Below are 9,098 nucleotides of genomic sequence, written 5' to 3' on the forward strand. Positions count from 1 at the left end.
CAACGCGCCCAGCCCCTCCCCGGGTAAATTTTCGCCCAAGCCGCTCGTCCCTCCCAGATAGCTCAAGCCCCCGGCATTCGCGGACCTGAATCGAGATGGCAATGACAAGACCTCGCTGGAAGAAAACCTTGTACATCGGCGTGCCCCTGGCCCTGCTGCTCGGCGCCGGCAGCTACCTGGCCTGGGATCGGTGGCTCAGCCCGACGCCTCACTACCCACGGGAAGTGATGAAGCAGGCCGATGAACTGCAAGAGAGGCTGATCTCCTTCGACAGCCACATCACCCTGCCACTGGACTTCGGCACCTACGGCCAGGAAGCCGATAAGGATGGTGACGGCCAGTTCGACTTGGTCAAGGCTGCCAAAGGCAGGCTGTCAGGTGCGGCGCTGACTATCTTCGGCTGGCCGGAAATCTGGAACGGCCCCAACGCGCCGCATCGGCCGACCGCAGGTTTTCTCGATGAAGCCCGCAACCAGCAGGAAGTACGCTACAAGATCATTTCTGGCCTGGTGCGCGACTTCCCCAACCAGGTCGGCATCGCCTACACCCCTGACGACTTCCGCCGCCTGCACGGCGAAGGCAAGTTCGCCATCTTCATCAGCATGCTCAACGCCTACCCGTTGGGCAACGACCTGGACCTGCTGGACAAATGGGCCGCACGGGGCATGCGCATGTTCGGCTTCAGCTACATCGGTAACAACGACTGGGCCGACTCGTCGCGCCCGCTACCGTTCTTCAACGACTCGCCAGACGCCCTTGGCGGCCTCTCGCCCATTGGCAAGCAAGCCGTACAGCGGCTCAACGACCTAGGGGTGATCATCGACGTCTCGCAGATGTCCACCCAGGCCCTGGAGCAGGTCAGCGCCCTGACCCGTGCCCCCATCGTCGCCTCGCACTCGGCACCGCGGGCCATGGTCGACATTCCGCGCAACCTCAGCGATCGCGAGCTGCAGCTGATCAAGAACAGTGGCGGCGTGGTGCAGATCGTCGCCTTCTCCAGCTACCTGCGGCCACTCACGCAAAAGACCCAGGACAAACTCAACGCCCTGCGTGCCAAATTCGACCTGCCACCGCTGCCCAACCTGGCGATGGCCCTGATGCCGGGCGACCCGATCATCGCCGCTTGGCCCGAACAACGCTTCGGCAGCTACGCCAGCCAGCTCTACGCCATCCTCGACGAAGAGCCTAAGGCCAGCCTCAAGGACCTGGGCGATGCCATCGACTACACCGTGCGCAAGATCGGCATCGACCACGTCGGCATCGCCTCGGACTTCAACGAAGGCGGCGGTGTGCAGGGCTGGGATGATGTCAGCCAAGTGCGCAACGTAACCGCCGAACTGATCCAGCGCGGCTATTCCGAGGCCGATATCGCCAAGCTCTGGGGCGGCAATTTCCTGCGTGTCTGGGCTCAGGTGGAAAAAGCCGCCAGCCCTTCTCTCTCCTCGACCCGGTAAGCGCAACCATGAGCGACCGCCGTACCTTCCTCAAACACGCCAGCCTGCTCGCCGTCACTCTGCCCCTGAGCGGCGGCCTCGGCCAGGCCCTGGCCAGCTCCGCCAGTGCGCCGGCAGCGGGGGATCGATGGGCGCAACTGCGCCGACTGTTCAACCAGGACCCGGACTACCTGCATCTTTCCAACTTCCTGATCACCCCCCACCCCAGCCCCGTGCAGGACGCCATCGACCGCTACCGTGCCCGTATCGATCGCAACCCAGGCCTGGTGATGGACTGGGACCGTCAGGAGCCCTGGCAGCACGAAGCCCGCGTGCGCGAATGGGCCGGTAAGTACCTGCAAGCGCGCCCCGGCCAGATCGCCCTGACCGGCAGCACCACCGAAGGGCTGGCGATCATCTATGGCGGGCTGCACGTGCGCCCTGATCAAGAGATCCTGACCACCGAGCACGAGCACTCGGCCGTCGAAGCGATTCTCGATTTCCGCACCCAACGCCAGGGCACCCAGGTCCGTCGGATCCGCCTGTTCAAGGACCCGGCCAAGGTCAGCACCGACGAGATCGTCGGCAACATCGACCGCAGCATCCGCCCCAACACGCGCGTGCTGGGTATGACCTGGGTGCAGTCGGGCAGCGGCGTGAAGCTGCCCCTGGCCGACATCGGCGCCCTGGTCGAGCGGCACAACCGCGATCGTGCCGAAGCCGATCGCATCCTTTATGTAGTCGACGGTGTGCATGGCTTTGGTGTGGAAGATGTGAGCTTCCCGCAGATGAACTGCGACTATTTCATCGCCGGCACCCACAAGTGGATGTTCGGCCCGCGCGGCACCGGAATCGTCTGCGCGCGCAGCGAGCAACTCAAGGACATCACACCACTGATCCCAACCTTCTCCCAGGACACCGACTTCGCCACCAGCCTCACCCCCGGCGGCTACCACGCCTTCGAGCACCGCTGGGCATTGGACGAAGCCTTCAAGCTGCACCTGCAACTGGGCAAGGCCGAGGTCCAAGGCCGTATTCACCAGCTCAACAGCTATCTCAAGCAGCGCCTGAGCGAACATGCCCAGGTGGAACTGGTCACGCCGCTGTCCCCCGAGCACAGCGCTGGTTTCACCTTCTTCCGGGTCAAGGACCGCGACAGCGACAAGGTCGCCGCTGCCCTGCTTCAGCGCAAGGCGATCGTCGATGCGGTGTACCGCGACGTTGGCCCGGTTGTCCGCACCGCACCGGGCCTGCTCAACGACGAATCGGAAATCGACCGTTTCATGACCCTGCTCAGCGCCCAGCTGTGATCTCTGACCACCTTGAACGAGACGCCCCATGAACCCGACCCTACCTGCTGCCCCGCGCAGCCCGCTGATCGCCTTCGCCCCACTGACGTTGCTGGCCCTGCTGTGCGCGGCCACCCCGGCACAAGCCGACACGGCTGCGCCCGGCACTGTCTTCAAGGACTGCGCAAAGGACTGCCCCGAGATGGTCGTGCTGCCGACCGGCTCATTCATCATGGGCACTCCCGACGACGAAGTCGGTCGCCAGGCCGATGAAGGCCCCCAGCACAAGGTCACCTTCAGCAAACCGTTCGCCATCAGTCGCTTCCAGATCACCTTCGGCGAATGGGATGCGTTCATCAAGGCCACCGGCTACAAGATGCCCAGCGGCGACGACCGCCCCGGCCGCCTGTGCCAGGCAGGCACATCGACCCAGGGTGGCCGGCCCACTTACGGTGGCAACCACCAGGTCACCAGCCGACACCCGGCCGTGTGCATGAACCTCGAGGAAGTCCAGAGCTACGTCGCCTGGCTGTCGGAAAAAACCGGCAAGCAGTACCGCCTGACCAGCGAATCGATCCGCGAATATGCCGCCCGCGCCGGCAGCACCGGCCCCTTCCCCTTCCCCTTCGATGAGGGCAAGGAATACAGCATCGCCAAACACGCCAACACCTATGGCCCCGCCGACGGCTACAGCTACACCGCGCCGGTCGGCAGCTTCCCGGCCAACGCCTTCGGCGTGTACGACATGCACGGCAACGTCTACGAATGGACCGCTGACTGCAAGCACGACAATTATGTCGGGGCACCGGCCGACGGCAGCCCCTGGCTGGAAAAGGACTGCAAGTTCCAGAGCATTCGCGGCAACGACTACGGAGAAGCCCCGGTGTTCTCCCGCTCCGGCAACCGCAACGACCTGTATCCGAACGAGCGTGGCGACTGGATCGGTTTTCGTGTAGTGCGCGATCTTTAGTCGACGTAAGGCCCGGGGCTGCCTTGCAGCCCCCCAGATTCCCGCTAAATTCCCCCGCCCACCAGTCGTCCTACAGGGAGCCCAAAGCCATTTTCCTAAGCGGAACCCTGCCCCATGACTCAGCCACCCCGCGGCGCCCTCAGCGAACTGTTCGCCCTGCTCAGACCCTTCTGGCCCATCGTCGCCCTCTCCATCGTCCTGGGCATGGTCGGCGGCCTCAGCGTCACCGCCCTGCTCGCCAGCATCAACACCGCCCTGCACAGTGACGGCAACATCACCAGCACCGCCATCGCCGCCTTCGCCGGCCTGTGCCTGCTGGCCCTGGCCTGCTCGATCAGCTCCGACATCGGCACCAACTACGTCGGCCAGAACATCATCGCCAAGCTGCGCAAGGAGCTGGGCGAGAAAACCCTCGCCGCCCCCATCGAGCAGATCGAACGCTACCGCAGCCATCGCCTGATTCCGGTGCTGACCCACGACGTCGACACCATCAGCGACTTCGCCTTCGCCTTCGCCCCGCTGGCCATCTCGATGACCGTCACCCTCGGCTGCCTGGGTTACCTGGCCATGCTGTCCTGGCCGATGTTCCTGCTGATGGTGGTGGCCATCGCCATCGGCAGCGTCGCCCAGTTCGTCGCCCAGGCCAGCGGCGGCCGTGGCTTCGCCGCCGCGCGTGAAGCCGAAGACACCCTGCAGAAGAACTACAGCGCCATTGCCGAAGGCGCCAAGGAACTGCGCATCCACCGCCCGCGCCGCAACCGCATGTTCAGCCAGGGCGTACAGGCCACCGCAGACTTCATCTGCAAGACCCAGATCAAGGCCATCAACACCTTCGTGGTGGCCAAGACCTTCGGCTCCATGTTGTTCTTCGTGGTCATCGGCATGGCCCTGGTGCTGCAGTCGCTGTGGCCTAGCAACGACAAGACGGTCATGAGCGGCTTCGTGCTGGTGCTGCTGTACATGAAAGGCCCGCTGGAACACCTGATCGGCACCCTACCCATCGTCAGCCGCGCCAAGGTGGCCTTCGCCCGCATCGCCCAGCTGTCCGAGCAGTTCTCCTCGCCCGAACCGCACCTGCTGCTCGACGCCAAGGCCAGCAAGCCCGAGCCGGTGCACAGCCTGGAGCTGGTGAACGTGGGTTACGCCTTCCCGCCGGTCGAAGGCAGCGAGCCATTCCGCCTGGGCCCGGTCAACCTGCGCATCGAGCAAGGCGACATCATCTTCATCGTCGGCGAGAACGGCTGCGGCAAGACCACTCTGATCAAACTGCTGCTGGGCCTGTACGCCCCGCACCAGGGGGAGATCCGCCTCAACGGCAAGGCCATCGACCCAAGCAACCGTGACGAGTACCGCCAGCTGTTTACCACCATCTTCGCCGACTACTACCTGTTCGACGACGTGGTCGAAGGCGACCTGCACATCCCCGACGATGCCAACCGCTACCTGCAACGCCTGGAAATCGGCCACAAGGTCAGCGTGCGCGACGGCAGCTTCACCACCACCGACCTGTCGACCGGCCAGCGCAAGCGCCTGGCCCTGATCAACGCCTGGCTCGAAGAGCGCCCGGTACTGGTCTTCGACGAGTGGGCGGCGGACCAAGACCCGACCTTCCGCCGCATTTTCTACACCGAGCTGCTGCCCGACCTTAAACGGCTGGGCAAGACCATCATCGTCATCTCCCACGACGACCGCTATTTCGATGTGGCGGACCAGTTGGTGAGGATGAACAGCGGCAAAGTGAGCTCATCCCCCGTACCGGCCTGAGACGACAAAAAACAGCGACGGATTCTTTCCGGAATTTGTCGATGAATGCGTCTTCTTATCAACAACCAAAAAATCTGCCGTTCACTTACATGAGCATTTGAAATGTCGCCCGTCCACAAACCCTTGAGCCTCGCCGGCTTCGTCATGCGCTGCACCCTCCGTCTCAAACCTCTGCCACGCTTCGGCCTGCTGCTGGCACTGCCCATCACAGCCCAGGTCCAGGCCCAGGAGGCCAGCTTCGACATCCCTGCCCAGTCACTGGCCAGCGCCCTGCAAACCTTCGGCCACCAGGCCGACATGCAGATCCTGTTCAACCCCGATGACGTCAGCGGCCTCACCAGCCAGGCGATCAAGCAGCGCACCGAACCGGCCCGTGCACTGGCCCAACTGCTCGGTGGCACCGGCATGACCTTCACCCTGCAGGGCAACCCGCAGGTGATTCTGCTGCGCAAGAGCAACAGTTCTGGCATGGAGCTGGCACCGACCAACATCAGTGGCGCTGCCCTGGGCAACACCACCGAAGGCACCCACTCCTACGCCACCGGTACCTCCAATACCGCCACCAAGCTGCCCATGTCCCTGCGTGAAACACCGCAATCGGTGACCGTGGTCACCCGTCAACGCATGGACGACCAGAACATGCAGACCCTCGACGACGTGATGAAGAACGCCACCGGCATCACCATCGTCAAGAACGGCGGCGAGCGCTCGATTTACCAGGCGCGCGGCCAGTCGGTAGACAACCTGCAGATCGACGGTGTACCGACCAACATCAGCAACCCCTACTCGATGGACGTCATCTCCAAGCCCAACACCGATATCTACGACCGTATTGAAATCGTGCGTGGCGCCACCGGCCTGATGGAAGGCGCGGGCAACCCTTCGGCCTCCATCAACATGGTCCGCAAGCGCCCTACCGCCGAGCCTCAGGCCCTGATCGAGACCTCTGTCGGTTCCTGGGACAACTACAAGACCATGGTCGATTTGTCCTCGCCGCTGAACGAAGCCGGTACCGTGCGGGGTCGCTCGGTGATTTCGTACAACAATGCAAACAGCTACCTGGACACCGCCCAGAAAGAAAACCAGCTGTTCTACAGCATCCTCGAGGCCGACCTGAGCGAGTCGACCATGGCCACCTTCGGCTTCACCTACCAGAAGGAACGTAACTCCGGTTACGACTGGTCGGGCCTGCCAAGTCGGGAAAACGGCGAGTTCTACCCGATTTCCCGCTCCACCTCGCTGACCGGCGACTGGAACCACCTGGACAAGCGCAACACCACGCTGTTCGCCGATATCCAGCACACCTTCGACAATGGCTGGAAAGGCGTCCTCGCCGTCAACCAGATGTGGTCCAAGTCGGACTTCCTGGGCAACTACACCTTCCCAGGCGGTGGCACCGACCTGTTTACCCTGAACCCACGCCTGTTTCGTTACGACGACACCCAGACCAGCATCGATGGGTACTTCACCGGCCCTTTCCAACTGCTCGGACGCCAGCATGACCTGATCATCGGCGGTAACTGGAACAAAGATGATCACGACTATCATGGCGGCCGCGATGCTTCCTATCGCTACATCGTCGACATGAACAACCTCGGTGCGTTCGACCCACCCAAGCCGACCGGCCTGGACGTCAACCAGTGGAAATACAACCGCACCCAGGAACAGAAAGGCATCTATGTCGCCAGCCGCTTCAGCCTGACCGACACCACCAAGTTCATTCTCGGCAGCCGCATCAGTTGGTACAGCTTCGACTCCCTGACCGACACCAACGGCATCCGTGAAGACAGTGACCATGGTCACTTCTCCAAAAGTGGCGAGATCACCCCGTACGCCGGCCTGGTCCAGGATTTGAACGAGAACTGGTCGGCTTATGCCAGCTACACCGAAATCTTCAAACCGCAAGACAACCAGGCCCTCGACGGCAGCATGCTCAAGCCGATGACCGGCACCAACTACGAGATCGGCTTGAAAGGCGAGTTCTTCGACAAGCGCCTGCAAACCTCCATCGCCGTGTTCCAGGCCGACCAGACCGGTCGTGCGGAGGCGATCTTCTGCGACCGGCCTTGGTCGTGCTACCGCTCGTCCGACAAGGTGCGCAACAAGGGCATCGAACTTGAGATGAACGGTGAAATCCTGCCGGACTGGAACCTGTCCGCGGGCTACACCTATACCCAGTCCAAGTACATCGGCGGCGAGCAGAAGGGCGATGACTTCAACGGCGCCTCGCCACGTCACCTGTTCAAAGTGGCCACCGACTACCGTCTGCCGGGCGCGCTCAACCACCTGCGTGTGGGCGGCAGCTTCTACGCCCAGAGCAAAATGACCCAGACCGAGGTTGGCGAGACCTACAAGATCCAGCAGGACGCCTACCACCTGACCAACTTGCACGCGATCTACGAGATCAACAAGAACCTCGAAGTCCAGTACAACTTGGATAACGTGTTCGACAAGAAGTACTACCAGACCCTGGGTAACCCCAACTACTGGAACTTCTACGGCGAGCCACGCAACTTCAACCTGGCGCTGCGAGCCAAGTTCTGATTTAGTCTGACGCCCCCATCGCCGGCAAGCCGGCTCCTACAGAAGTTACGCAGTCCCTGTAGGAGCCGGCTTGCCGGCGATGCAGACAACGTGATGTATGGCGCCGGCTCCTACAGCCGCCGCAACGCCTCGGCAATCACTTCCAACGCCTCTTGCGCCTCGTCCACCAGTGCATCCATGCGCATGAAGTCATGGGTCATACCTTCGTAAACCCGCTCCTCCACCTCGACACCCGCCGCACGCAGGTGCGCGGCATAGGCACGCCCTTCATCGAACAGCGGGTCGCATTCGGCAACCAGCAGCAACGCCGGCACACGCAAACGCTCGCTCGCTTCGAGCAGTGGCGAAAAACGCGGGTCGAAGCGGTCTTCGGCGCTGCGCTGATAATGCTGGTAGAACCACTCCAGGGTGTCGGCCTCCAGCAAGTAGCCGGTGGCGTAGCGCTGCACCGAATCGTGCCAGCGGCTGGCATCGGTGACCGGGTAGATCATCACCTGCAGGCGCGGCGCCACCGCTGCGTGGTTGGCCACCACCGTGGCCAGGCTGCCACCGACGCTGTCACCGGCAACGGCCAGGCGCCCGGCATCGATGCCGATCCCCGCGCCCTGGGCCTGCAGCCACTGCCAGGCATCCAGGGCGTCCTCCACCGCGGTGGGGAAGCGCCATTGCGGTGCCAGCCGGTAGGCCACCGAAAGAACCACACAACCGGACAACGCCGCCAGGGTGCGGCACAGGGCATCGTGGGAATCCAGGCTACCGACCACATAGCCACCCCCATGAAAATACAACACACCCGGCTGCAGGTGATCACGGTCGATACCGTGGGCGCTGTACAGCCGTGCGGGCAACTGCGTGCCATCACGGGCCGGAATCTCCAGCTCCTCGATGTATTCCAGGTCGTCGCCGCCCGCGCTCATCAGCAGCGACGATTGGTCGAACGCTTCGCGGGCCTGTTCAGGGCTGGCGGCATGCATGGCCAGGGTCTTGCCTTCGGCGCGGCCGGCTTCGACCAGCTGCAGGTAGGCAGCGATATCAAGGTTCAGGGACATGGTGCGAATGCTCCAGGCCGGTCGGCGCAAGGCACGACCGGCGGTTGAG

Annotated in this window: 6 protein-coding genes; 5 read left to right on the forward strand and 1 reads right to left on the reverse strand. The window is 63.1% G+C overall.

Translation table 11 applies throughout. The features are described from left to right. Positions 1-101 precede the first annotated feature (101 nt). From pvdM to ABFA30_RS16605, 5 genes are all read left to right on the forward strand, one after another. Complete coding sequence (pvdM, locus tag ABFA30_RS16585; protein ID WP_225789856.1) at positions 102-1,454, forward strand: pyoverdine-tailoring dipeptidase-like protein PvdM; 1,353 nt, start codon at positions 102-104, stop codon at positions 1,452-1,454. An 8-nt stretch (positions 1,455-1,462) separates the two neighbouring features. Then, positions 1,463-2,743 carry an aminotransferase class V-fold PLP-dependent enzyme gene (locus tag ABFA30_RS16590; protein ID WP_253080422.1) on the forward strand — a complete coding sequence of 427 codons (1,281 nt, stop codon included), beginning with the start codon at positions 1,463-1,465 and terminating at the stop codon, positions 2,741-2,743. Positions 2,744-2,771: 28 nt separating this feature from the next. Beyond that, positions 2,772-3,692, forward strand: a complete 921-nt coding sequence (locus ABFA30_RS16595) for a formylglycine-generating enzyme family protein (protein WP_410045690.1) — start codon at positions 2,772-2,774, stop codon at positions 3,690-3,692. 114 nt (positions 3,693-3,806) lie between these two features. Beyond that, positions 3,807-5,456 carry a cyclic peptide export ABC transporter gene (locus ABFA30_RS16600; RefSeq protein WP_225789858.1) on the forward strand — a complete coding sequence of 550 codons (1,650 nt, stop codon included), beginning with the start codon at positions 3,807-3,809 and terminating at the stop codon, positions 5,454-5,456. A 102-nt stretch (positions 5,457-5,558) separates the two neighbouring features. Beyond that, positions 5,559-8,000, forward strand: coding sequence for a TonB-dependent siderophore receptor (locus ABFA30_RS16605; protein WP_225789859.1), 2,442 nt, complete (start codon positions 5,559-5,561; stop codon positions 7,998-8,000). A 110-nt stretch (positions 8,001-8,110) separates the two neighbouring features. Here the strand turns inward: ABFA30_RS16605 and ABFA30_RS16610 are convergent, their stop codons facing one another. Then, entirely contained in the window at positions 8,111-9,049 is a 939-nt protein-coding gene (locus ABFA30_RS16610; protein WP_225789860.1) for an alpha/beta hydrolase, read from the reverse strand. Positions 9,050-9,098: the final 49 nt, after the last annotated feature.

The sequence above is a fragment of the Pseudomonas sp. HLMP genome, from assembly GCF_046365545.1.
Classification (GTDB): Bacteria; Pseudomonadota; Gammaproteobacteria; order Pseudomonadales; family Pseudomonadaceae; genus Aquipseudomonas; species Aquipseudomonas guariconensis_B.

Excerpts from the sequence above, each read along its gene's own strand:
- pvdM (WP_225789856.1), top strand. The coding sequence starts at position 102 with ATGACAAGACCTCGCTGGAAGAAAACCTTGTACATCGGCGTGCCCCTG.
- ABFA30_RS16590 (WP_253080422.1), top strand. The coding sequence starts at position 1,463 with ATGAGCGACCGCCGTACCTTCCTCAAACACGCCAGCCTGCTCGCCGTC.
- ABFA30_RS16595 (WP_410045690.1), top strand. The coding sequence starts at position 2,772 with ATGAACCCGACCCTACCTGCTGCCCCGCGCAGCCCGCTGATCGCCTTC.
- ABFA30_RS16600 (WP_225789858.1), top strand. The coding sequence starts at position 3,807 with ATGACTCAGCCACCCCGCGGCGCCCTCAGCGAACTGTTCGCCCTGCTC.
- ABFA30_RS16605 (WP_225789859.1), top strand. The coding sequence starts at position 5,559 with ATGTCGCCCGTCCACAAACCCTTGAGCCTCGCCGGCTTCGTCATGCGC.
- ABFA30_RS16610 (WP_225789860.1), bottom strand. The coding sequence starts at position 9,049 with ATGTCCCTGAACCTTGATATCGCTGCCTACCTGCAGCTGGTCGAAGCC.